The following is a 22,967-nucleotide window of genomic DNA, read 5'->3' as shown; positions in this document are numbered from 1 at the left end:
GACTACATCAGTAGTACTCAATATCACCTTTGTGGTCTTCAGAAACTACAGTGCCTGTAACACCCCGTAGTATACCTTCGGCATTATCAAGAGACCCAATTGCGCCGATTTTGCCACCTTGCTTAACGAAGTCACAGATAGCTTCAACTTTTGGTCCCATAGAGCCTTTAGCAAAGTCAAATGAATCCATTTGAGCTGTCGTTGCCTTTTTAATATTTTTCTGTTCTGGGGTTCCCCAGTTAATAGCAACAGCATCCACATCAGACAGAATAATCAAGGCATCAGCTTTCAGGTCATGTGCAAGCACGGCAGAAGCGCGATCTTTGTCGACGACGGCTTCAACACCTTCAAGCTTGTCACCTGTTTTTGCAACAGGAACACCACCACCACCAGTACAAATTACCAAACTGCCTTGGTCAACCAGCGCTTTGATGGTATCTAGTTCAACAATAGCTTTAGGCAAAGGAGAAGGCACAACACGGCGGAAATAGAGACCATCTGCTTTTATGGTGTAGCCCATGGTACGTGTGAGTTCAGTTGCTTCTTCTTGACTGTAAACAGGACCTACAAACTTGGTAGGATCAGCGAAAGCAGGATCGTCTTTGTCAACAATGGTTTGGGTCAATAATGCTGCAACGGATTGCTTAGGCATTTCATTGTTAAGACATTGAGCAAACATATAGCCAATCATACCTTCTGTTTCTGCACCCAACACGTCAAGAGGGTAGGGAGAAACATCTTTATAGGCATCATTTTGTAATGCCAATAAACCCACTTGAGGGCCATTACCATGGGTTAACACGACGGTATGCTCTTCAGCGACTTTAGCGATAGCCGCTGCTGCTTTTTTAATATTTTGATATTGAATGTGTGCTTCTAAGGGTTCACCCCGTTGGAGAATAGCATTGCCTCCAAGCGCGATTACAACTAACATGCTTGCTTCCTCTCTCTATAAGTGGGGACTGGCTGCCCTGGATGGGGAAAGGGGCAGCCAGGTTCTAGCAGACTAGGTGATTATTAGCTGCCTAAGGTGGCAACCATTACGGCTTTAATAGTGTGTAACCGGTTTTCAGCCTGATCAAAGACAATTGAGTGCTTAGATTCAAATACTTCTTCCGTAACTTCCATACCATCAAGACCATACTTCTGGTAAATTTCTTCACCGACCTTGGTTTCTCTGTTATGGAATGCAGGTAAGCAATGCATGAATTTCACATTGGGGTTACCAGTTTTTTCAATTAACTCACGGTTAACTTGATAAGGCTTCAACAGCTTAATACGCTCTTCCCAGACACTGTCGGCCTCACCCATAGACACCCATACGTCAGTGTATAAAAAGTCAGCATTTTTCACGGCGGCTTCTACATCATCTGTAATCATGATTTTAGCGCCAGTGGTTTTGGCAATTTCTTGGGCAACATTGACGAGCTTCTCATCAGGTCGGCAGCCTTCTGGAGCAGCCATACGGAAATCCATACCCATTTTAGCGGCGCCAATCATGAGTGAGTGACCCATATTATTACCACCATCACCTAAGTAGCAGTAAGCAATCTCATTAAGGGGCTTACCACTGTGCTCTAACATGGTCAGGAAGTCGGCAAGAATTTGCGTTGGGTGAAATTCGTCAGTAAGGCCGTTCCAAACAGGAACACCTGCACTAGCGGCTAACTCTTCGACGATTTCTTGACCAAAACCGCGATATTCAATGCCATCATACATGCGGCCTAAGACACGAGCCGTATCTTTCATGGATTCTTTAGCACCTATTTGTGAGCCAGATGGGCCAATATAGGTGACATTTGCGCCTTGGTCGTATGCTGCTACTTCAAAAGCACATCGTGTGCGAGTAGAAGATTTTTCAAAAATTAAGGCAATGTTTTTACCTTGCAGCCGAGGTTGCTCATGACCTGTGTATTTTGCAATTTTTAGGTCATCAGAAAGACGTAGTAGAAACTTGATTTCACGAGGTGTTAAATCTTCTAGTTTAAGAAAATGGCGGTTTCTTAAATTAAATGCCATGACTATTTACCTTACTCTTATCTAAAACAGTTGTTGTATGGTCTTGGGTTAAGAACCATAAGTCAAAGATTAATCAATAAGTCGAACTAGATATCATCACGTTCTAGTGGGCAGCTCATGCAGCGTGCTCCACCACGACCGCGACCCAAATCTTCACCAGGAATTGGAAGCACAGTAATACCTGCTTCTTCCATCTTTTTAATGGTATAAACATTTCGCTCATAACCAATTACAACACCAGGACGCACAGTAAGCACGTTATTGGCGTCATTCCACTGCTCACGTTCTGCCTCAAATACGTCACCTCCAGTATGAATAAGACGTAATTCTGGTACTTCTAATGTGCGGGCAATGGCTTTGATAAAGCTATCTTTGATGCGGGTATAGTTAATTTCACCTGCTGCTTTACCAGGAGTAAGCTCCCAGGCAGGTATATCATTACGCATAATATCGGGGTAAACAGTAAAACAATCATAATCCATATGAGTCATTACTGTGTCGAGGTGCATACAGCTCCGCGCTTTAGGCAGTTGCAAAGCAATCACTTTATTAGCTTGGCCTGTCTTAAATAGGTTGCGAGCTAATAACTCAACTCCCTGCGGTGTTGTCCGTTCTGACATACCAATTAAAACAGCACCTTTGCCAATAACTAGTACGTCGCCACCTTCAAGTGTTGCTAGTTCAAAGTTACGGTCTTCATCACCAAAGTAGACTTCAAAATCAGCATCTTTAAACATGGGGTGGAATTTGTAGATGGCACGTAAATGAACAGTTTCGCGCTTCCGAGCGGGTTTTGCCATTGGATTAACAGATACTCCGCCATAGACCCAGCAAGAAGTATCACGGGTGAATAAATGGTTAGGAATTGGGTCTAAAATAAAGTCTGTTTCGTGCATCATTTGCAAAACAGGGCTTGGGCACTGTGAGTTAAGCTCTGCAACAGTTAATCCACCAATCAGGTGTGACGCTAACTTGGCATTATCCATTTCATTGAGGAAGCTTCTAACCTCGGTTGAAAATGTAGGACCGAAGCGGTATTCGGAGACCTGACGATCCAAAACCCATTTTTTGGCTTCAGGAGAGGATAATGTTTCAGCGAGAACATCGAGCAGCAAAAAGACTTCAACGCCGTTATCTCGTAGTGTTTGAGCAAATACATCATGCTCTTTACCGGCCTCTTCAACACGTAAGACATCATCAAAAAGGAGGTCTTCACAGTTTGATGGAGTCAGGCGCCGTAAAGACAATTCTGGGCGGTGAAGTAGTACTTTGCGTAGTTGTCCAATTTCTGAGCCAACATAAAAGCGAGACATTTGCTCTCTCCTTGCCTGTCAACAAGCGACTAAAAGTAAAGGATAATTATAACATCCTAGTGTATGACACTAAGTTTGTATGAATAACACAATATTTAATAGTTTTATCATAAAAAATCTTGAGTGCTATTAAGCTGGATAAGTTATCAATAAGTACTTCAAGAATTTTGACAGAAAACACTATTTAAGAAGTGTTATTCATTTTAAAAATACTTGCGGCATTTTGATAAGAAGCTGTCGCAAGTTGGAAAGTATTTAAAATATATAAGCTGATATTAGCTTGGAAGCTCTCAATGCGCGACATAGGCTAGCGCTACGATTTTTTTTTGACTGTACGTAAAAATACCCATTTTAATGTGAATTTTAACTAAACTAGTAAAATAACAAAATACAGCTTTTATTTTTGAGCATTGTTGTGCATTTAAACGACAATTTGCTTATTCGCTGTTTTCGTGTGTTTTGAATATAGGCTTACTATTAACCTACTTGTGGCAAAAGTAAAGTTTAGCTATATAATTCTGCATGTGATTTATTTTTTTAGCACTTGGTTTGTCGCTAAACAGAAATTAATAGTCACTTTTTGGTAGGTTGTTCAGCTGCCAGGGTGATAGAATGAGGTTTTGTAGTAAAGTTACAAGAAAAAATGATTAATATTTGCTCGATAATTATTTTTTTTGTTAATGCTACTAAAATTAACTTATTAAGCAAATTTATTGATTAATATTTTAACAATCGAGCTTTTTGAATACTTGCATAAATGCGCTGTAAGTGACGCCTTTTTAAAAGAAAAATTAAATACCATTGATTCAATAATTTTTCTTTTCAGGCGTTTGATCTTTATCAAGAACAAGTGTTTTAGATAGACTACAATCCGGAGTTAATCGTTGGCTGAATCAACCCTTAACTCATTCTAACTTGATCACAGTTGCTGGCAGCGCACTTAAACACCAAGAAATAATACTTGGTGTGGTAGAAATCCATGAAGCACGTATTGCGTGCTTTTACATTTCAATATCAACTGCGTCGTAAATCACATATGGCGCTCAGTCAATATTTCATTAATCTTGGCTTAAATCTAATAAGTAAGTGTTGATGGATGGGTTAAACGTTATGAAAAAAGTTTTTAAGTGTTATGGTTGAGAATAAGTTATTAGACATCATGCCAATTAATAATAAACTTTTAATAGCGTTTAATATAAGTTCAGTTCAACAACATGAGCCAATAACAAAAAATCCAGTTTACCCCATAAAAAGGAAGTACTGCGATGGCAAAGTTTAAGTTCCCTTCAGCGTATAGCATACTCTTTCTCCTCATCATTGTGGTGGCAGGCTTAACGTGGTTAGTGCCTGCTGGTCAGTATGATAGGGTTCATAATGAGAAACTTGATAAAGAAGTCCCAGTAGCAGGGACCTATAAAGAGGTGGATGCAAACCCACAAGGTGTGTGGGAAATTTTTTTAGCGCCTGTTGACGGCTTCTATGATCATGACAGTTATGAGGCAAATGCAATTGATGTTGCATTGTTTGTTTTGATTATTGGTGGATTTTTAGGGGTTGTTAATAAAACAGGTGCGATTGATGCCGGAATTGCCCGCACTGTAACCGGTTTAAAGGGAAAAGAGATTTTAATGATCCCGATATTAATGTTGCTTTTTGCGGCAGGGGGAACGGTATACGGTATGGCCGAAGAGACCATACCCTTTTATACATTGTTAATACCTGTGGTGATAGCGGCGGGATATGATGCGGTAACCGGTGTTGCCATTATTTTATTAGGAGCGGGTATTGGTACGCTAGGCTCTACCATTAATCCCTTTGCAACTGTAATTGCATCTGATGCAGCAGGGGTAAAATTCTCTGTAGGTATGATGTGGCGTTTAGCTATTTTGGGGTTAGGTTGGTTAATCTGTGTTGCCTTTGTTATGCGCTATGCTGCTAAAGTCAAAAAAGACCCATCTGCTTCGTTAGTGGCAGACATGGCAGAAGATAATAAAAAGCACTTTTTACATGGTAAAGATCAAAATCAGGATATTAGTCTCAGTGGTTCTAGGCAATTGATTTTGATTGTTTTTGCTCTAACATTTGCGGTGATGATTTACGGAGTGTCTTCTTTAGACTGGTGGATGGCAAAAATTTCTGCCCTATTTATCGGGTCAAGCATTGTGGTTGGTTTAATTGCCAGAATGGGTGAAGAAGAGTTTACTTCTAATTTTGTTGATGGTGCTCGTGACCTTTTAGGGGTAGCACTGATTATTGGTATTGCTCGCGGTATTGTGGTGGTCATGAATAACGGTATGATCACTGATACTATTCTTCATGCTTCAGAGCAAGCGCTTGCAGGATTAAATAGTATTGCTTTTATTAATTTAATGTACTGGTTGGAAGTAGTGCTTTCCTTCTTAGTGCCTTCTTCTTCTGGTCTGGCAGTATTAACCATGCCAATTATGGCGCCTTTAGCTGACTTTGCTGGTGTAGGACGAGACTTAGTGGTAACAGCATATCAGTCTGCTTCTGGTATTGTTAACTTAATTACACCTACTTCTGCGGTGGTCATGGGTGGTTTGGCTATAGGTCGTGTTTCTTACAACCGCTGGTTGAAGTTTATTTGGCCACTGCTGATCATTTTAACCATCCTGATTATGGCTGTGCTGAGTGTTGCAGCAGTACTTTCATAAGCAGTTTTGAATTAGGATAATAAAGCAAGACAAAAAAACCCGGCAAAATAGCCGGGTTTTTTTATGGCCAAAATAAGTCATTAATGACGTTGAAAGGGGTAGATACTACCTAACTGTAGTATTTGTGTGAGTTCATCGAGTGCGAGTTGTGTTTCGTGAAGTAAAGACGGATCACTTAAGTCTTGGATAGTTAATTGATCTCGATAGTGCTTATTGACCCAACCTGTTAGTGTTGAATAAAGGAAATCATTAAGAATACAGTGAGGGTTGACTGCATTAAGCTCATCCTGGGTTAATGTTACACGTAGGCGTAAACAAGCTGGTCCTCCTCCATTTTGCATACTTTGTTTTAAATCAAAGCTGAGCAATTGAGTTATTGGGTTATTTGCACTGACTAATTCTGATAAATACTGCTTAACTGTATTATTGTGTAAGCATTCTTCAGGAACAACAATGACCATTTCTCCATTGGCAAGTGACAGTAATTGGCTGTTGAACAAATAGGTGTTAACAGCATCTTTCACACTGATATCACTTGAGTTGACTTCAATTGGATAAAAAGGTTGGTCATTAAAAAAGTCATTAAGCTTGTTTAATAAGTTTTGTTTTTCTAAAAAAGCTTGTTCGTGAAAAAACAATACATTTCGATTGCCTACAGCAATAACATCATTATGAAATACTCCCTGATCAATAACAGCGGGGTTTTGTTGAATAAATAATGTTTGCTCTGCGGCTAACCCATGAAGGCGGGCAATAGCAGAAGATGCTTCGTAAGTATGACGTGCTGGAAAACGACTGGGAGCAGGCTTTTCTGGAGATAATCCATAACGACCAAAGACAAATAACTCCATGCCTGAATCGCCATAGTTCTGACAAAGGCGTGTATGATTTGCAGCGCCTTCATCACCCAACACATCTACGGCGGGGAGTGGGGGATGGTGTTGAAAATATTGGTCATTATTGAACACAGCCTGCAAAGTGCGTGCTGTTGTTTCTGGCTCAATACTTCTGTGGAATTTATTGACTAAATTAGCAGGAGTAATGTGAATTTTACCGTCCAGTGTGTCGCTACTTGGTGAGATGGTTGCAGCATTAGCTGTCCACATGCTGGAGGCTGAGCAGCATGAGGCAAGTAAAACTGGGTCGGTTTTTGCTGCAAGAGCTAAAATACGTGCATCAGATCCTGTAAAGCCAAGGCGTTTGAGTATATTAATGTCTGGTCGTGCTTGAGGCGCTAGCACACCTTGCACAAACCCCATATCATGAAGTGCTTTCATTTTGGCTAAGCCCTGAAGAGCAGCTTCTTTTGGGTTTGATGTCACTTGCTGATTTTTACTGGAAGCCACATTGCCATAGGAAAGCCCTGCGTAATTGTGGGTTGGACCCACTAAGCCATCAAAATTTGCTTCAACAGCATGCATTTTATTTGTCTCTTATTATAAAGAGATGATCTTATCTCTTCCGTGGAGGCATAGGACAAAACACAAATATATAGTTTTGTTACACCCTTCATGGAGGAGTATCATCTCGCTTTACTCACGCATTTGTTGTTTAACTAACGTTGTTTCGCAATATTTTGAGAAAAGGCTTTTGACTGCAAAGAGCCTTTTCTCTATAGGGTAGTACGGGGTTAATCTAGAGATAGACCGGGAGATAAGTTGTTTGGCAGTGTGAGATTTGAAACCTCCATGCTTGCTACAGGGTAAGCACAATAATCCGCAGCATAATAAGCGCTGGGTCGATGGTTACCACTTGCACCCACACCACCAAAAGGCGCTGCACTACTTGCCCCCGTGGTTTGTTTATTCCAGTTTACAATGCCAGCGCGAATGTGATGCAAAAAGTAATGATAGCGATCATGGCTATCGGAAAGAAGCCCTGCGGATAAACCATACTGGGTGTTATTGGCTCGATCAATTGCTTCTTCAAAAGTGTCATAACGATACACTTTCAACAAGGGGCCAAAATGCTCATCATCCGGAACATCGTTAGGTGTAGAAAGATCAATTAAACCAGGGCTAATGAGGCCTGTATTTTCTTTTAGCTTTTTCATTAAAACTAAAGGTTTACCACCTAAAGCAATGAGCTGCTGTTGTGCAGAAAGTAATTGATCTGCGGCTTGAGAAGAAATCACTGGGCCAATAAAGGGTTGTGGATTGGCATCAGGAGAGTCCACAACAATTTTTTCAACTGCACTGGTTAATTGTTGTATAAATTTATTTCCCCATTCGTTGTTAGGAACAAATAACCGACGTGCACAGGTACAACGTTGACCTGCAGAAATATAAGCGGATTGAATAGTTTCGTGAACAGCCGCTGTGATATTTTCAACCTGATCAACAATGAGCGGATTATTCCCACCCATTTCCAGTGCAAGAATTTTTCCTGGATGACCTGCAAACTGTTTATGCAACAAGTGTCCTGTATTTGAACTGCCCGTAAAAAATAATCCATCGATTTGAGGATGATTGGCGAGTGCTATTCCTGTATTTCGTTCACCCTGAACAAGATTAATAACACCATCAGGTAAGCCGGCTTGTTGCCAGATTTTTAATGTTGTTTCTGCGACAAGTGGTGTCAGTTCGCTGGGTTTAAAAACAACGGTATTCCCGGCAAGTAAAGCTGGGATAATGTGGCCATTCGGAATGTGTCCGGGAAAGTTATAGGGACCGAAAACGGCGACAACACCATGGGGTTTATGTCTTAAAACAGCAGTGCCTGCGGGGGTTTCATTGGTATGAGTCCCCGTCCGTTCATGGTAAGCCTTGATAGAAATTGCAACTTTACCGATCATAGCAGCTACTTCAGTAGCAGTTTCCCAAAGTGGTTTTCCAGTTTCCTTTGAAATTGTCTGGGATAGATGATCTCGTTGTTCGTCTAATAATTTAGCAAACTTTTGCATGAGTGCTTCACGATCAGCCAAAGAGGTTGCTGACCAGCTTGCAAATGCTTGGCGAGCAGCCTTAACTGCTTGCTCTACTTGGTCTGTGGATGCGCTTTGTCCTTCCCAAATAACCTCGCCATTGGCTGGGTTTAAGGAAAGCATGTCTTCACCATGACCCGCTTGCCATTGACCGTTGATCATTACACTCAAGTTGCTCATTGCTGCTCACTCCCACTTGACAGTTCAAAAATTCTGGCATGGTCGCCATCGTTAAGTTTTAACTCTGCCGCATCTTCAGGAGAAATAGCCACAGTGCCGTTACTTTCTACCAGTGGTAGCATGCCGCAGCGAAAATCATTCAGTAGTGTATTACTGATCACAAATGTAGTGTCACTAGAAGGTAAAGCAGAAGTAACTTTTACTTTAACTTCACGGCTTGCCCTAATAGCGCGAATATCATCAAAATGACAGGTTACGGTAGGGCCTGCATCAAAAATATCGACATAGCCTTCATAACGAAAACCCTCATTTTCTAACATGCGGAGGGCAGGACGCGTATTTTCGTGGACTTCACCAATGACTGCTTGAGCTGACTCCGGCAGTAAATTGGTATAAATCAGATGTTTTGGCATTAACTCAGCAATAAAAACTTTTTCACCAATCCCTGTTAAGTAATCAGCATGGGAAAAATCCATCGAAAAGAAGGGGCGCCCCAACGCCTCCCAAAAGGGCGATCTGCCTTCGTCATCAGATACGCCACGCATTTCTGCACATACTTGTTTACCGAAACGGTTAGGAAATTGTGCCATAAAAGCATAGCGTGACTTGGACAATAAACTGCCATTTCCACTATGACGATACTCAGGATCAAGAAATAGTGAACACAGTTCGGTATATCCAGTATGGTCATTGGATAGTCTGAGTGTATGTACGATGTTATGGACTTTTAACTCTCGTGATGAGTGGACCAGGGTACCCAAGTGGTAATTGTACCAGGGCTCAGAAAGGCCAACCGCTGCTGCAACACCGCAAATACCCACCACCTGATGAGTAGCAGTATCCTCAAGCACAAATAAATAGGTTTCTTCACCGGGGGACTCGGGCTCGTCCATGGCAATAGCGGTTTCGGAAACAGTAATCTTTTGTTTAAGCTGCTCTTCATTGGGTTGTAGTGAAGTAAAACCTGTACCGGTTTTTTCAGCTAATTCGTATAGGCGCTCGTAGTCATTTTGGTTGATGGGACGAATAATCATCATGGGGTCATTCTCACCAATTTTGGTGCCTCCTAATCAGTAAATAGTTATTCAGGTTTATTGGCTCGTTTGGTTTTACCTGGATTAGTCTTATTCTTTTATAACTCAATAAGACTTGAAGTGTTTAAGTAGCCAATAACCTTTTTTATATGAAAAATAGTCTTTTCTTATTTTTTCCTGAACACAAGTTCTGGGAGATTTATTATTTTGTCTTTGTTCCCCCTGATGCTTTCTTTTACACCTCAGCTGGGGGCTATTTATACAATGTAATATTGCGCGTAACAAACGTAAAATAGATAAAAACTTATTTATAGTTTGTTGTTTACTGCCTGTTACGCGTTTTTTTGTCTCGTTAAACCTGCTGTTATTTACCTTTTTAATCAGTTACCCATGGCTATTTTGACATTAGTACTTTCAAAAATTTTGTCAGCAGATGCTGCAACAAAACCCTGATATAGCTCGCCATCTGCCATTGGATAGCGTAAAGCAAACTCATAAAAACAGCTAGGAATAACAGCTGTTGTATCATCAAAGGCTACTTCAACTTTATTAGCTAAGGTTGAAGATTGCTCCAGAAAAACGTCAGGAGAGCCTTTGATCAGTCCACCACTACTATTTAAGGTAAACCCTTCTTGTTGAAGAAAGTGGTTAACTTCTTGCAAAGTTTGGTGGGAGCGTAAAGCATTAACCAGTACCGTGAAGTGATTTGGACGATAGCCGAACGCTGCAGTCCACGCTGCATATTCACTCTCTTCAAGCAATTGTTGGTAAGTCGATAACGTTAAGGGCCAATGGCGGCCAGAATAACAAAAATTATCCTGAAGTAAACTATTACTATCTAAATACTGTAATAAATTCTCGATAGTCTGTTTAGACTGTGAAGAAAGTTGATCTAAACATAACTCGCTTATAAAGACTTTTGGTAAAGAAATGTCTTTATGTTGAAAATGCTTTGCATATAGTTTTTTTTCAGGAAAATGATACTCACCAGATTCCTGATACCCCGCAGCAAGAAAAGGCCTGGCCACTTTATCTATAGTGACTTTGGGGTGTTGAAATGTGCGTAAAGCAATATGGTCATTAATTACTTGATCATTATTGTGAGAAGCAAATAAATTATATATGCGTTGTGCATCTGGATTCAGTTCCAGATAATCTTGCCACATTGCATTTAACAGCTGATCTAATTGAGGCTTTTGCATAGCAGTACACCTTCATCTCCGCTAGAGTTGTTATTATGGGTTACAGGGAATTTAACTTTTACTCCTGTAACAGGCGATGACTTCTTATAATTAACTACTTTATTTATCAGTATTTATGGTTGCTTAAACGTGCTCTGGGTTAATATGTAACCTCCCTATATTTTTTATCTCATAACATGGCATAGTGAATTTTGTCATTTTCTGCTATACCTAAACACTCCGCTTCTTCAAGTGATAGTTGCAGGTTTTCAGGGTCAGCTCGACGCAATATACAGCGAAAATCATTTAACTCACCAGTGCTAAGTAAACATAATGGTAGAGCAGGGTTTTCAATTGGTGTTGAGGTTATTTTCTTAATTAAAATAGACGTCAAACGCGTTATTGTTTCGATTTGATTTGTTTCAACTTCAAGCGTGGGACCTGCATCAAAAATGTCTAAATAGTGGCGATAACAAAAATGCTCTGCTTGTAATAGTGCCATGTGAGGTTGCATGTCTGCACGAGGTTGCCCTAAAACAGCTTGGGCTGCAGGAGATAATAGGGGTACATAAACGGGATATTGGGGCATCATGCTGGCGATGAATGCTTTTGAATTAATGCCAACCAGAAACACCGCTTTACTAATATCCATTGAGAAAAAGTGACGGCCAAGACATTCCCAAAAAGGCGACAACTGATGGTTATCCAGAACACCTTGTAACTCTGCAACCGTTCTATCAGCGAACCGGCTGCGATGTATGCCCATAAATAGCAAACGTGCTTTCAATAAAAGCTGGCGTGTTGTGGCGTTTAAATATTCTGGATCAATAAAAAAAGTGCAGAGCCTTGAGCTACCGGCATAGTCCTGACATAAATGAAGGGCGGGGATGCGATTATGGATTTGTAGCTCAGCAGAGGCATGGACTACTTCACTTAAGCGATAACTATAAAAAGGGCAGTTAATACCAACAGCTGACTCAATGCCTGCCACACCAATGATTTGTTTGGACTCAGTATTTTCCAATACAAAGTGATAGCTGTTTCCAGCTAAATCAGGGGCAGGGTTTTGAAGGGCGCGCTGTGTTGCACTGATTATGCTGCTTAAATGGTCACGATGCGCTGGCAGTGTTGTCAGTCGACCACGACTGAGAACCGCAAGGCGTTCAAGCGCTGGTAAGTCATTATGATGGATCGGTCTAACCTGAAGCATGTTCCCCCCGTTCCCAGTTTTCAGAATGGTCATTTGCCAAGTGAAAAAGCAAAAGTGCACTCAGTTTTGCACGCTCAACTAAACTGCTGACCAGCATATATTCTTGATCACTATGAATTTTGCCGCCTTGCACACCAAGTGTATCGATATTGGGTAAGCCATAAGCGGCTAAGTTATTGCCATCGCAGCATCCGCCTGTAGGGTGCCAGGCTAAGTCAAGACCTATTTGCTGGCCACACTGTTTCGCCAGCGAGAAGAGTCGTTGATTTGCTGGTGTTAAACACTTGGGTGGCCGACCGAAGCCGCCATGGAGTTGGAGAGTGATACCCTCTCTCTGATTAATAGAGGCGGTGAGTTCGGAGAGCTTTTGCTGGCACCAAGCTTCATCTTCTGCCGTGGTAGTACGAATATTAAACTGACTGACGCAGTTATCTGGTACAACATTTACTGGTCCGCCACCATGAACATAGCCTGGGTTGACAGTGATAGTGTCTCGTTGCTGGTTGAAATCATCAAGGGCTGAGATAAAGTCTGCCATCGCACGAATAGCATTGCGTCCCAAATGGTGTTCTCGCCCAGCATGAGCCGCTTTGCCAGTGACGACGACAGAGAAGTTACCACTGCCTTTACGTTGTCCAGCAAAGTCGCCATTGGGGAAACAAGGCTCATAAATCATACCGACATGGTTGCGTTGAGCACATTCTGCAAACAATGATGAAGAACCCGGTGAGCCAATCTCTTCATCAGGGTTGAAAAGTATTTCCCAGCCAATTTTTTCAGCCAGAGGGCTTCGTTCTAAGCAGGCCAGCGCATTTAGCATGACAACCAAGCCACCCTTTAAGTCCGTGACACCAGGGCCATTGATGGTGTTGTTGTCCAGCCACTTCACCTGTTGAAAAGGGTGGTTGACTGCAAACACTGTATCCATATGCCCACATAAGAAAACCTTCATGGGTGCTTGAGGGCGTTTGGTGATCCTTATGGCATTGGCCAAGGGGTACTGTTTAATTTGCCCAGTATCGTCAATGACTTGGTGAGCGGGCATAGGAATCTGCTCAACGTTTCCCTCTAGAGGGGCTGCTAGTTTACACAATTCATCACCAACAGCTTTTACTCCAGCATGATTCAGACTACCTGAATTAATATTTGCCAGAGCTATGGTTGCAGCCAGCATTTCTTCTTGACGGTTATCAAGCCAGCTCAACCACTTTTGGAACGGGGCTTCACTCATACTCCTAATTTCCTTTATTTTTTTACTTTTGATTATTCCGTATTTCCCTGTCATGGCCTAGACAAGGACTGTTATTGATGCGACCCAGACTATTTTTATTTGGACAAATTATGTTTTTATGAGGTCGCAGAGCAGACGTTTTTAAACGAAAGCGCGTTATTTAATGAAGGAAAACCCCAATCAGAGCTTGGGGTGTAAATACGCCAATTGACTGGTAGGCACGAATACATGTATCTACCTACCAGTCTTATTATCCTACTAATGAGGCGCTTAGGTATTTGGTCCTTCACTCACAACTTTTTCGATACCTTTTTCCAGCAGGGCAAGGCCTTGCTCGATATCAGTGTCTGGAATAATCAATGAGGGAGCCATGCGGATTACATTGGGACCTGCAACAAGCACCATGACACCTTCAGCTAACCCCGCTTGTAAGAAGCGACCCGCTTGACCTTGCCACTCATCATTTAAGGCCCCGCCGATCAATAAACCTTTACCGCGAACTTCCTTGAAAACGCCATATTTAGCATTGATGGCATTCAGACCATCAATAAACCGTTTGTTTTTATCGCTAACGCCTTTTAGTAAGGTAGGGTCATTAATAATATCAATGATTTCATTGGCAACAGCGCAAGCAAGCGGATTACCACCTGATGTACTGCCATGGGTACCAAATACCAGACTTTTTGCGACTTTTTCGGTGGTTAGCATAGCTCCCATAGGGAAACCGCAACCAAGTGCTTTGGCTGAGGTCAGGATATCAGGGACCACATCATATTCCATGTAAGCGTACAGGTGTCCAGTACGGCCAACCCCGGTTTGCACTTCATCAAAGACTAACAGCGCTTGATGCTTATCACATAGTGCACGAACACCTCTTAGAAACTCAGGGGTTGCAGGGATAATGCCGCCTTCACCTTGAATAGGCTCTAGCACTACCGCACAGGTTTTGTCGGAGATAACGGCTTCAACAGATGCTAGGTCATTAAACTCGGCATGGCGAATACCACCAGGTGCTGGCTCAAAACCTTTACGGTATTTGGGCTGACCACCTACTGAGACGGTAAATAGTGTTCGACCATGGAAGGACTGAGTAAATGAGATGATTTCATTTTTTTCTGGGCCAACATGATCGTAGCTGTATTTTCGCACTAACTTGAACGCGGCCTCATTCGCTTCAGCCCCGGAGTTGGCAAAAAACACCTTATCAGCAAATGTTGATTCAGTCAGTTTTTGGGCTAGCTTAAGCGCAGGCTCATTTGTGAAGACATTGGATAAATGCCAAAGTGTTTGTGCTTGTTGAGACAGGACATTTACCAGACGTGGATGACAGTGTCCAAGTGCGGTAACAGCAATGCCTCCTGCAAAGTCAATGTATTCTTTGTCAGCCTGGTCCCAAATTCGTGATCCTTCACCCCGCACAGGAATAACTTTCTGTGGGTTATAGTTGGGGACCATGACAGCGTCAAAGACTTCTCGTGTTACCTGCTTTTCAGTCATGCTTTTACCTCGTTTGCGTTACTCGCTTGTGTTTTTACTCGTTGTTGTTGTGAAAAACGTTTTGCTTTGTTCTTAGGCCAGGTTATGTAGCTCTCGAACAGCCACTGACAACATCGCCAAGTCAGGCTCTGCACTGGATTGAATATCTGCCCAAATAGACTGACTATGTCGTAATGTGTTGGTTTTTTGTGCAAGCCAATTATCCAGGCAGGGCAAAATTTGCTCCTGCTCATGTGCAATTTGCTGCTGAACATGACAGGTAACCTGGCTCAATGCTGCATCCAGCTCATCGGCCAATGTATTACGGGCTTTTCGTTGCCAGACATTACGTTGGGGAAGAGCGCTAATGCTAGTGCGCAGCCACTGGAGCGTCAGCTTTTCTTCAAGGGCAAAGAACAGCTGAGCTGCATGGTTAACATCCTGTTGCTCTTGCAATGCCAGATGGACAATATCCAGGCTATTGTACTCAAAAGACAGGCTGGCACAGGCTGCGGCAATAGATTCAGGTACATGCTGCGCTGAGTAATGACTAACACGCTGCTGGAACGTGGTTGCCAGCTCACCTTGTAACAGTGAATGCAGTTGCTGACGAATATAAGTAAGGCCTGGTAAGTATTTCTGCACTGTGGCCTCAACATCCAAAGGATGCCCACCATGCCGTAACAGCCATAGTGTGACCTTTTCTGTCATTTCTTGCAGTGCACTGTAAAGGTTGCACTGCGTTGGGTAACTTACCTCTGTGGTGAGTTGATCAACGGCCTGCCAAATCTGATCAATATTAAAGAGCTGAGTCGCCGCAAAAAAGGCGCGAACGATGGACAGTGCTGAGCAATTCGCTTGCTCTTGGACACGCATGATAAAGCTCGGTCCCATCCGGTTACCGACAATATTGGTGACGTGGGAAGCAATTATTTCACTGTGTAAGGGATGTTGCTCAACAGCAGATAAGCAGCGCTCTATTAAGGGGGAGGGAAAATAATCTTGTATTTGTTGTGCAAAGTATGGATCACTGCCTATTTGCTCTTCTTTTAGAGCATCTGATAAGTGAATCTTACTGTAAGCAAGAAGGACAGAAAGCTCAGGCCGAGTTAAGCCTTCTTGAGCTTGAGCGCGCTCCTGGAGTTGATCTTCATTGGGTAGGTATTCCAGTTTACGCTTCAGGCGTTTTTCTTTTTCCAGCAACCGTAACAACCGCGTCTGATCATTTAAAAGCTGAACACCTTTAGCATTAATCAAGCTAAGAATTTGGCTTTGTTGAACATTATGCTTCAGTACGAGAGAGGCAACATGATCGGTCATATCTGCCAGAAGTTTGTTGCGTTGTTTTTGGGTTAAGTCACCTTGATTTACTACTTGATCTACAACAATCTTGATATTGACCTCATGGTCAGAGCAGTCCACACCTGCTGAATTATCACTGGCATCTGTTGTCACCAGCCCGCCTCGACGCGCAAATTCAATCCGGCTAAGTTGGGTGAAACCCAAGTTTCCGCCTTCACCAATCACTTTGCATCTGAGCTGATTAGCATTGATGCGGACACTGTCATTGGCTTTGTCACCAACATCCCCATGGGTTTCTGTACTGGCTTTGACATAGGTACCTATGCCGCCATTCCATAAAAGATCTACAGGAGCTTGCAGAATATGCTTGACCAACTCGTTTGGGGTCAGCCTTTGTTTTTCAATACCTAGTGCTTGCCTGGCTTCTGTTGTAAGCTCAATCACTTTTGCTGATCGGGAGTAAATACCACCACCTTTGGAGATTAGCTGGGTGTCATAGTCGAGCCAGTTAGAGCGGGGAAGGTTAAAGAGTCGCTGGCGTTCAACAAAACTACTTGCAGCATCAGGTGCGGGGTCGATAAAAATATGCTGATGGTTAAAGGCGGCTACTAGACGAATGTGTTTAGAGAGCAGCATACCATTACCAAACACATCACCTGACATGTCACCGATACCAATACAGGTAAAGTCTTGCTGTTGGGTATCAATACTAAGTTCTTTAAATAAGCGTTTAACAGATTCCCATGCGCCACGAGCGGTAATGCCCATTTTCTTGTGGTCATAGCCGTTACTGCCACCAGAAGCAAATGCATCTCCTAACCAGAAGCCATAGCTCATGGCAACTTCATTGGCTAAGTCTGAGAAGGTGGCTGTGCCTTTGTCTGCGGCGACAACCAAGTATGGGTCATCATGATCATAGCGAAGCACTTGACTAGGGGGGGTGAGCTGTTGATCAACGAGGTTATCAGTGATATCCAGCAAACCACTGATAAATGTTCGGTAACAGTACTCCACTTCAGCCTGTATCTGCTCTCGTTCTGCACTGACAGGTAAGCGTTTGGCTACAAATCCACCTTTTGCACCAGAAGGGACAATAACGGAGTTTTTAACCATTTGCGCTTTGACTAGACCAAGGATTTCAGTACGGAAATCTTCACGACGATCTGACCATCTCAAACCACCCCGAGCAACCTTACTACCGCGCATATGAACACCTTCTACCCAGGGTGCATATACAAATATCTCATAGGCAGGGCGGGGCTGAGGTGCAGTAGGAATTCTCTCAGGGGCCAGTTTGAAAGACACATAAGGTTTAAGATTGTTAGCTTGATCTTGCACATAAAAGTTGGTGCGCAGCATCGCCAAAATAACCTCAAGATAGTGCCTTAAAATCCGGTCTTCATCGAGGTTGGCAACGGCATCCAGAGCTGCTTGGATATTCTGTTGTAGCTCTTGACAGCGTTCTTCGTTAACGGGTTGGCTTGGATCAAAACGCTGACTGAACAATTCCACCAGTTGCCGGGTAATAATGGGATTATTGGCCAGCGTTGTTTCCATATAAGCCTGACTGAATGGTACTTTAAGTTGCAGCAAGTACTTGCAGATAGCGCGAAGCATCACTACTTGCCGGCAAGTCAGGGCAGCAGCAACGACCAGCTTGTTAAAGCCATCATTTTCAATGCGCTCTTGATAGGCTTCTATAAAGGTTGTCTGAAACTCTTGCTTGGCGCTGTTATTATCCAGGTCAATTGCGCTAATCGTGGCAATGTTAAAGTCGAGGATCCAGCAAGTTGCACAGTCTGTACATTTGATGGCATAGGGGTGAGCACTCAGTACTTTAACACCCATATGCTCCAAAATAGGAAGCACATCTGACAGTGCCATAAAGTCACCACGACCAATAACTTTAAAATGCAGGTTCCCTGCACTGGTATAAGGTCGGTAAAGGTAAGTACTAATGGTCTGACCAGCAAGAACACTCTCCAGGTGTTGTATATCAGCAGCGGCTCGGGCAACGGTGAAATCGGCTTGGTAGCCTGCGGGAAAAGCATTGCCATAACGACGGAATAAGCGATTAGCCTCGGCTTCGCCAACACGGCTTTGCAAAGATAGATGCAGATTATCAGCCCAGGACAACATAGCTTTAGTCATCTGCATTTCGATTTCGTCGATATTGTATTCCTGCTCGTGGGCATTTTCACAGTGGATGGTGAAATGTACTCGGGCAGAAACCTGCTCAGAAAACTGAACATTAAATTCAACACTGTGACCGTTAAAGCTTTGTAGTAGAATTTCTTGCATTCGCATCCGTACTTCGGTGTTATAGCGATCACGGGGTACAAAAACCAATGCAGAAATAAAGCGTCCATAAATATCAGGGCGAATAAACAGACGTAACTGCCGTCTTTCTTGAGTTTCTAAAATACCCTGTACGGTGTCATTTAGCTGTTCATAGTCAGCTTGTAACATTTCATCACGAGGGTAGTGGTTGAGAATATTTCGGAGAATTTTGCCTTTGTGACTGTTGCCAGGTATATGCATCGTATCAAGGAGGCGCTGAGCCTTACGACGCAGTAATGGAATATCCTGATAAGGTGCTGCGTAAGCCGAAGAAGAATACAGTCCAAAAAAGCGCCACTCACCCACTACCTGACCCTGTTTGTTGAACCGTTTAATCCCAATGTAATCAAGGTGGGCTGGCCGGTGAATTGACGACATGGTGGTGGATTTAGTGAGAATTAGCGGAAATGGCGCTAGCATCCGCTGTAATAAATAGGGTGAAAGAGTCAGCTCTCGAGTGGTTTGGTTATCAATGTTGCGGAATGTGCCAAGACTTTTGTCGGCCTGTAAAACCATTTTCCCTGTTGGGCTTTGAGGATTTGCAGAAAGGGTATAGGCCCGGAAGCCCGCAAAAGTAAAGTGGCTGTCCATTACCCACTGGAGAAAGGCAACGATTTCTTGTTGCTCATGACTGTCCAACCCAGGAACTGAGGCTTTCGCCAAATCATCACAGGCTGTTTTCATATTTTTTAGCATTGGCTGCCAGTCGGTAACGGCCAGGTTGACTTCTTGAAGCACCCACTTAATACGTTGCACCATGTCATCGAGCACCGTTTGATCAAGCACCCGTGCAACTTCGAAACGCATTACCGCCTCAAAAGATGTGTCAGCCTGGACATCTTCCGCATCAGGAATATCAGTTACATTGCCATGGCCGTCACGAATCACTGGAATAACAGGATGGGTAATGCGATGAATAAAAAACTCACCTGCATTTAGTGCCATTGAAATGGATGAAACCAAGAAGGGCTGATCAGTCGTAATGATCTCAATAATGGTATGCCGCGATTCCCAGCCATGTTCTTCAAAGGTGGGGTTATAAGCACGGATAGCAGGCTGATTAGACCGTTGTTGAGCAAAGTCCCATAGGCTCATAATTGCGCCACAAAGCTTGTCAATAGGGGCTTGAACCAGCTCTCTACTAATGCTTTCGCGATAAAAGTGGTAGGCCAGCGCGTTGACAGGCTTAACTAAATCTGGCGACAGTTGTGCACTAAGGCGCTGCTGGATTTGACGTATAATGTCGTATTTATTTTGGTTCTGACTGCTCATAGATTTGGTTCTGGTAGTACATAGGCGAAATATTACAGTTGCGGTGTAGTATAATTATTTGGCACCCATTATTTTTGCTTTTATTGGGGCGTAGCAGTTTTTATCACGCTGTTGCTTTTATCACATTTTTTGTGCGTTACATGCGCTATGTGACAGAAAGAACGTTTCTACACACACAAGCTGGGTATTTTTTTCTTGGCTAGGCTGGATTATGAGCTATTGTCCAGGTGAAGGCATAGCTAATTTTTTTAATGAATGCGACAAGTTGTTATGTGCATATGACATTTTTACGTTTTTGGGCTATGGTGTGTGAAATTTTGCCTACTTACCGTTCCGAGCTAATGTTCAACATCCAAAGTGTTGCTGTTGTGGCAACAAAACAATGGGTTATTGAAATTGAATAAGACGCTTGGTTAGGTCTATTGCTAATTGATAACAGAATAAAGAGACAAGATACCCTATGGTTGTGTTTGAAGTACAACACCATAACGCACAAGAAAAGGTATCAGCAAAACCACTACATTTTGGTTTTTTGCTATTGCCTAACTTTTCATTGATTGCTTTTTCGTCAGCGATAGAGCCACTTAGGATGGCAAACTGGGTAACGGAACAAGAACTCTATGAATGTACAGTCATTAGTGCTGACGGTGAGGCGGTGGCCAGTAGTAGTGGTGTTTCTACTCAGGCAGACTGCAGTTTGGAAGCTATTCCTGAACTAGATGCGATCTTTGTCTGTGGTGCAAGCCCAGTTGCACGGACCGGTAATGAGACTGTGATTGCGTGGTTACGTAAACATCAGCATGGCAATATGGCCATGGGTGGTATTGGTACAGGTAGCTATGTGCTGGCATGTGCAGGTTTATTAGATGGCTATAAAGCAACTATTCACTGGTGGGATTTAGTCAGCTTGCGGGAAGAGTTTCCCCAAACACGAGTAACCAGCAATTTATTTGAAATTGATGGTCAACGTTATACCTGTAGTGGTGGAACCGCAGCAATGGATATGATGCTGTTTCTCATCGGGAAGCATCATAGCCTGGAACTTGCTTCAACAATTTCTGAGCAGTTTGTCTGTGAGAGGATTCGGCCTGGTGAAGATCCCCAGCGTATTCCGCTTAAAGTGCGCATTGGCACCAGTCACACGAAGCTAATAGAAGCTGTAACGCTTATGGAAGCAAATATTGAAGAACCTTTAAGTACTGATGATCTTGCCTATCATGTCGGTTTGTCCCGGCGTCACTTAGAGCGACTATTTCGTAAACACTTGCAGAGTGTTCCTTCTAAATATTATTTGCAACTGAGGTTAGAGCGGGCAAGACAGCTGCTGCAGCAAACGGATAAGCCCATTGCTCAGGTTGGGTCCATGTGTGGCTTTGCGACAGCATCTCATTTTAGTACTACTTACCGTAATCACTTTGGTATAACGCCCAGACAGGAAAGAGTGAAGCAGCAGGAGCGAAATCTTCAGCCGCCAACGGGAACGTTGTTTGGTAGCCATGAACAGCACCAACGTTAGAACTTAGAAATGGCTCAAATTTTTGAGATCTATTAGGTCATCTTTGCTGAAGGTGGTCGCGAATATGTAAGAGATAGGCTTATTTGCGACATTGGGTTGGATAATTATCTGGTATGTTTGCGCAAAACGAATGATTGTTACGGTTTATACGTATCATGCTTATGGTTCTTACTTTAGGTGCTTTTTAAGCTCATAAAACAAAAGTCAAGCTTAGAAATGTGATTAGAAAGGGTTGAGTTCATCTAAAGTGTGATGCGCTACAAAAATAAGAAATTTTATGTACAATCGGCTCTTATAACTTAACGTGTAATGACTTTTTGATATAAACGTTTTAATAAACGTCATTTATCAGCGCTTTAGAGAAAGATGTTTTCTTTTAAAAATGCTTAAAAAGGTATGCGTTAAGTGTTCGGGTAGAAGCGCCTAGCATGCTATTTCGAAATAGGCTGATTGTACCTTGTGTATCATTTATAAAGGAGTAACCCCTTTTCAGGGGCGAGAAAAATAATGACTGAAGTACCTGCCTTAGAGCTTGAAGATATTCATAAATATTTTGGCGCCCATGAAGTACTCAAGGGGGTATCACTCACTGCCCATAAAGGTGAAGTGATTTCCATGATAGGTTCCTCAGGATCAGGAAAAAGCACCTTTCTTCGCTGCATTAATATGCTGGAAATTCCAACTTCTGGAATGGTTAAAGTTCATGGCGAGCTGATTGAAATGAAGAAAGACCGTTCTGGAAGTACGATTCCTGCCAATGCTAAGCAGGTCGAACGTATTCGAGCGCGCTTATCCATGGTTTTTCAGAGTTTTAATTTATGGTCGCATATGACTATTTTGCAAAACATTATTGAAGCACCCGTCCATGTACTAAAAATACCTAAAAAACAGGCAGTTGAAGCTGCAGAACACTTATTGCAGAAGGTTGGTATTTATGAGCGTCGAGACTATTACCCAGGGCAGCTCTCAGGTGGTCAACAACAGCGTGCAGCGATTGCCAGGGCACTAGCCGTCGACCCTGAAGTGATGCTATTTGATGAGCCGACTTCTGCATTAGATCCAGAGCTTGTCGGCGAAGTATTAAAAGTCATGCATGATTTGGCAGAAGAGGGGCGCACTATGATTATAGTGACTCACGAAATGTCTTTTGCACGGGATGTATCTAATCATGTAATGTTTTTACATCAGGGGTTAATTGCTGAGCAAGGCGCTCCACAGGAATTATTTAATAATCCACAAACTGAACGTCTTCAACAATTCCTGTCAACCAGCTATTAGCAACGTAGCTTACGTAT

The 22,967-nt window shown here is 42.7% G+C and carries 15 protein-coding genes; 4 read left to right on the top strand and 11 right to left on the bottom strand.

Annotation, left to right across the window (positions count from 1 at the left end; all coding sequences use genetic code 11):
• Nucleotides 1-7: 7 nt before the first annotated feature.
• From arcC to arcA, 3 genes are all read right to left on the bottom strand, one after another.
• On the bottom strand, nucleotides 8-934 hold the full coding sequence (gene arcC, locus F607_RS0107875) for a carbamate kinase (RefSeq protein WP_027707664.1): 927 nt from the start codon (nucleotides 932-934) through the stop codon (nucleotides 8-10).
• Nucleotides 935-1,017: 83 nt separating this feature from the next.
• The gene (locus F607_RS0107870) at nucleotides 1,018-2,019 is read right to left on the bottom strand and encodes an ornithine carbamoyltransferase (RefSeq protein WP_027707663.1); all 1,002 of its coding nucleotides are present in this window, start codon (nucleotides 2,017-2,019) and stop codon (nucleotides 1,018-1,020) included.
• 86 nt (nucleotides 2,020-2,105) lie between these two features.
• A complete protein-coding gene (gene arcA, locus F607_RS0107865; RefSeq protein WP_027707662.1) occupies nucleotides 2,106-3,332 on the bottom strand; it encodes an arginine deiminase in 1,227 nt (408 codons plus the stop codon).
• Nucleotides 3,333-4,597: 1,265 nt separating this feature from the next.
• On the opposite strand from arcA, the gene F607_RS0107860 reads away from it, so the two are divergent.
• Complete coding sequence (locus F607_RS0107860; protein WP_027707661.1) at nucleotides 4,598-6,007, top strand: YfcC family protein; 1,410 nt, start codon at nucleotides 4,598-4,600, stop codon at nucleotides 6,005-6,007.
• 80 nt (nucleotides 6,008-6,087) lie between these two features.
• Here F607_RS0107860 and astB read toward each other — a convergent pair whose 3' ends face one another.
• The 8 genes from astB to F607_RS0107820 form a co-directional block, all read right to left on the bottom strand.
• The gene (gene astB / locus F607_RS0107855) at nucleotides 6,088-7,428 is read right to left on the bottom strand and encodes an N-succinylarginine dihydrolase (RefSeq protein WP_027707660.1); all 1,341 of its coding nucleotides are present in this window, start codon (nucleotides 7,426-7,428) and stop codon (nucleotides 6,088-6,090) included.
• Nucleotides 7,429-7,637: 209 nt separating this feature from the next.
• The gene (gene astD, locus F607_RS0107850; RefSeq protein WP_027707659.1) at nucleotides 7,638-9,110 is read right to left on the bottom strand and encodes a succinylglutamate-semialdehyde dehydrogenase; all 1,473 of its coding nucleotides are present in this window, start codon (nucleotides 9,108-9,110) and stop codon (nucleotides 7,638-7,640) included.
• Nucleotides 9,107-10,147: an arginine N-succinyltransferase gene (gene astA / locus F607_RS0107845; protein WP_027707658.1), complete on the bottom strand. Its 1,041-nt coding sequence runs from the start codon at nucleotides 10,145-10,147 to the stop codon at nucleotides 9,107-9,109. Before astA ends, astD begins: the two co-directional genes overlap by 4 nt.
• A gap of 377 nt (nucleotides 10,148-10,524) precedes the next feature.
• On the bottom strand, nucleotides 10,525-11,346 hold the full coding sequence (locus tag F607_RS0107840; RefSeq protein WP_051311104.1) for a DUF1338 domain-containing protein: 822 nt from the start codon (nucleotides 11,344-11,346) through the stop codon (nucleotides 10,525-10,527).
• Nucleotides 11,347-11,515: 169 nt separating this feature from the next.
• On the bottom strand, nucleotides 11,516-12,535 hold the full coding sequence (locus tag F607_RS0107835; RefSeq protein WP_027707656.1) for an arginine N-succinyltransferase: 1,020 nt from the start codon (nucleotides 12,533-12,535) through the stop codon (nucleotides 11,516-11,518).
• The gene (locus tag F607_RS0107830; protein WP_038290569.1) at nucleotides 12,522-13,766 is read right to left on the bottom strand and encodes a hydrolase; all 1,245 of its coding nucleotides are present in this window, start codon (nucleotides 13,764-13,766) and stop codon (nucleotides 12,522-12,524) included. The genes F607_RS0107835 and F607_RS0107830 overlap by 14 nt, the downstream gene beginning before the upstream one ends.
• 270 nt (nucleotides 13,767-14,036) lie before the next feature.
• Nucleotides 14,037-15,263: an aspartate aminotransferase family protein gene (locus tag F607_RS0107825; protein WP_027707654.1), complete on the bottom strand. Its 1,227-nt coding sequence runs from the start codon at nucleotides 15,261-15,263 to the stop codon at nucleotides 14,037-14,039.
• Nucleotides 15,264-15,335: 72 nt separating this feature from the next.
• Entirely contained in the window at nucleotides 15,336-20,156 is a 4,821-nt protein-coding gene (locus tag F607_RS0107820; protein ID WP_027707653.1) for an NAD-glutamate dehydrogenase, read from the bottom strand.
• Nucleotides 20,157-20,434: 278 nt separating this feature from the next.
• Here F607_RS0107820 and F607_RS35765 point away from each other — a divergent pair, with 278 nt between their 5' ends.
• The 3 genes from F607_RS35765 to F607_RS0107805 all read left to right on the top strand — a co-directional run bounded on the left by F607_RS35765 (nucleotide 20,435) and on the right by F607_RS0107805 (nucleotide 22,950).
• Nucleotides 20,435-20,560, top strand: a complete 126-nt coding sequence (locus F607_RS35765) for a hypothetical protein (RefSeq protein ID WP_267910740.1) — start codon at nucleotides 20,435-20,437, stop codon at nucleotides 20,558-20,560.
• A gap of 56 nt (nucleotides 20,561-20,616) precedes the next feature.
• Nucleotides 20,617-21,672 (top strand): GlxA family transcriptional regulator, encoded by a 1,056-nt coding sequence (locus tag F607_RS0107810; protein WP_038290566.1) that lies wholly within the window; start codon nucleotides 20,617-20,619, stop codon nucleotides 21,670-21,672.
• Nucleotides 21,673-22,179: 507 nt separating this feature from the next.
• Entirely contained in the window at nucleotides 22,180-22,950 is a 771-nt protein-coding gene (locus tag F607_RS0107805; RefSeq protein ID WP_027707651.1) for an ABC transporter ATP-binding protein, read from the top strand.
• Nucleotides 22,951-22,967 lie beyond the last annotated feature (17 nt).

The organism is Zooshikella ganghwensis DSM 15267 (genome assembly GCF_000428585.1).
GTDB classification, from domain to species: domain Bacteria; phylum Pseudomonadota; class Gammaproteobacteria; order Pseudomonadales; family Zooshikellaceae; genus Zooshikella; species Zooshikella ganghwensis.
Note: the sequence above shows the minus strand (reverse complement) of the source record. Positions and strands in the feature narration are given on the sequence as shown.

Bases quoted from the DNA above. Each gene is read 5' to 3' on its own strand.
- arcC (WP_027707664.1), bottom strand. From the start codon at position 934: ATGTTAGTTGTAATCGCGCTTGGAGGCAATGCTATTCTCCAACGGGGT.
- F607_RS0107870 (WP_027707663.1), bottom strand. From the start codon at position 2,019: ATGGCATTTAATTTAAGAAACCGCCATTTTCTTAAACTAGAAGATTTA.
- arcA (WP_027707662.1), bottom strand. From the start codon at position 3,332: ATGTCTCGCTTTTATGTTGGCTCAGAAATTGGACAACTACGCAAAGTA.
- F607_RS0107860 (WP_027707661.1), top strand. From the start codon at position 4,598: ATGGCAAAGTTTAAGTTCCCTTCAGCGTATAGCATACTCTTTCTCCTC.
- astB (WP_027707660.1), bottom strand. From the start codon at position 7,428: ATGCATGCTGTTGAAGCAAATTTTGATGGCTTAGTGGGTCCAACCCAC.
- astD (WP_027707659.1), bottom strand. From the start codon at position 9,110: ATGAGCAACTTGAGTGTAATGATCAACGGTCAATGGCAAGCGGGTCAT.
- astA (WP_027707658.1), bottom strand. From the start codon at position 10,147: ATGATGATTATTCGTCCCATCAACCAAAATGACTACGAGCGCCTATAC.
- F607_RS0107840 (WP_051311104.1), bottom strand. From the start codon at position 11,346: ATGCAAAAGCCTCAATTAGATCAGCTGTTAAATGCAATGTGGCAAGAT.
- F607_RS0107835 (WP_027707656.1), bottom strand. From the start codon at position 12,535: ATGCTTCAGGTTAGACCGATCCATCATAATGACTTACCAGCGCTTGAA.
- F607_RS0107830 (WP_038290569.1), bottom strand. From the start codon at position 13,766: ATGAGTGAAGCCCCGTTCCAAAAGTGGTTGAGCTGGCTTGATAACCGT.
- F607_RS0107825 (WP_027707654.1), bottom strand. From the start codon at position 15,263: ATGACTGAAAAGCAGGTAACACGAGAAGTCTTTGACGCTGTCATGGTC.
- F607_RS0107820 (WP_027707653.1), bottom strand. From the start codon at position 20,156: ATGAGCAGTCAGAACCAAAATAAATACGACATTATACGTCAAATCCAG.
- F607_RS35765 (WP_267910740.1), top strand. From the start codon at position 20,435: ATGACATTTTTACGTTTTTGGGCTATGGTGTGTGAAATTTTGCCTACT.
- F607_RS0107810 (WP_038290566.1), top strand. From the start codon at position 20,617: ATGGTTGTGTTTGAAGTACAACACCATAACGCACAAGAAAAGGTATCA.
- F607_RS0107805 (WP_027707651.1), top strand. From the start codon at position 22,180: ATGACTGAAGTACCTGCCTTAGAGCTTGAAGATATTCATAAATATTTT.